This is a genomic window from Marinobacter sp. UBA2498, from assembly GCF_002341575.1.
Classification (GTDB): Bacteria; Pseudomonadota; Gammaproteobacteria; order Pseudomonadales; family Oleiphilaceae; genus Marinobacter; species Marinobacter manganoxydans.
On sequence record NZ_DDOI01000137.1, the window covers coordinates 1 to 1,458 of the forward strand.

At 58.6% G+C, this 1,458-nt stretch carries 2 protein-coding genes; one reads left to right on the forward strand and one right to left on the reverse strand.

Going from position 1 to position 1,458, the window contains the following annotated elements; all coding sequences use genetic code 11:
* Positions 1-850: NAD(P)H-dependent flavin oxidoreductase (locus B2W52_RS18855; RefSeq protein WP_286803896.1), on the reverse strand; the 850-nt coding region annotated here is incomplete at its 3' end.
* Positions 851-976: 126 nt separating this feature from the next.
* Between B2W52_RS18855 and B2W52_RS18860 the strand changes: the two genes are divergently transcribed.
* Positions 977-1,458 (forward strand): DsbA family protein (locus tag B2W52_RS18860; protein WP_286803897.1); only part of this gene is annotated, 482 nt, incomplete at its 3' end.

Sequence of the window (1,458 nt, forward strand, 5' to 3'; positions counted from 1 at the left end):
TTTTCCAGGCCTTGGCTTCATCATCAATGGGCTTCAGCTTTTCCCCGTAGTTGATCTCGCCGGCCTGGTTCAGTTTGTCCATGGGGAAGCCGGCCGCTTCCAGACTCTGGCGCATAAAGCTGGCGGGTACACCGGATACCGCCGGTGTATGGATAATGTCGCCAGACACTGCCTCAATGATCATGTTCCGGTAGGCCTCATCGGCCTGGGACTCGAACGTGTTTATAAAACGGGTACCCAGGTAGGCCAGGTCCGCACCGAGGGCCTGGGCCGCCAGCAGATCCTCACCATGGGATAGCCCCCCGGCCAGCAAAATCGTGCCGCCAAAGACTTCCCGGATTTCATGCACCAGAACGAACGGGTTGATCGTGCCCGCATGGCCACCGGCACCCGCTGCCACGGCAATAATGCCGTCCACACCGGCTTCGGCCGCCTTGCGGGCATGCTTCTGGTTGGTCACGTCATGGAACACCACCCCGCCGTAGCTGTGCACCGCCTCCACCACCTGGCTGGCGGCGCCCAGGGAGGTGATGATAATGGGCACCTTGTGTTTAACACACAGTTCCAGGTCTGCCTGCCAGCGCGGATTGGTCCGGTGCACGATCAGGTTCACGGCGTAGGGCGCCGTTTTTGCTTCCGGATTGGCGCTTCGGAACGCGGCAAGCTCGTCATTCATTTGGATCAGCCAGTCTTCAAAGCCTTCGCTGGTGCGTTGGTTCAAAGCCGGGAAACTGCCAACGATGCCCTGCTTGCAGCAGGCCAGCGCGAGCTCAGGCCCAGAGATCAGGAACATGGGCGCAGCGACGAGGGGTAGGGCGAGCGTATCTTGCAGCGAAGCGGGCAGTGGCATGAGTTTTCCTTAATTTTTGTTGGAACTTTTGTAGGATATAAAGGATCTTAGCGTGCCACGCTCGATCTGAAAACGGTCGCGAGCTAATTAATTCCGGAAACCAGAAACACAATAAGGAGTCCCTCCATGGGTGAAGCAAAACGTCGCAAGGAAACCGGTGCGCCGCCGCCCCAAAAAGGAAAATCAAACAAGCTTTTGTATGCGGGTATCGGACTGCTTGCGCTTGCGGCAGTGCTTCTTGGCGTATTTTTCCTGACCGCTCCACCAAAACCCACGTCTGACGGGCTGCCTGTGGCCGCTCCGAATGCCGAGGACTTCCCCGCCCAGTTGGACCAGTTCGGTGTCTCCGTGGGTCCCGACGACGCACCGGTCGTGGTGCGTGAGTTTGCCGACTATCAATGCCCCGCCTGCGGCAACTTTGCCTCTGCCAGCAAGCAGTTGAAGGAAGAGTATGTGGCTGAGGGCAAGGTTCGCTTTGTCTACTTTGATCTGCCATTACAGCAGCATCAGAACGCCATGCCAGCCGCCCAGGCAGCACGCTGTGCCGGGGATCAGGACGCCTACTGGGCCATGCACGAACGCCTTTACGATTCCCAGACCGAGTGGAG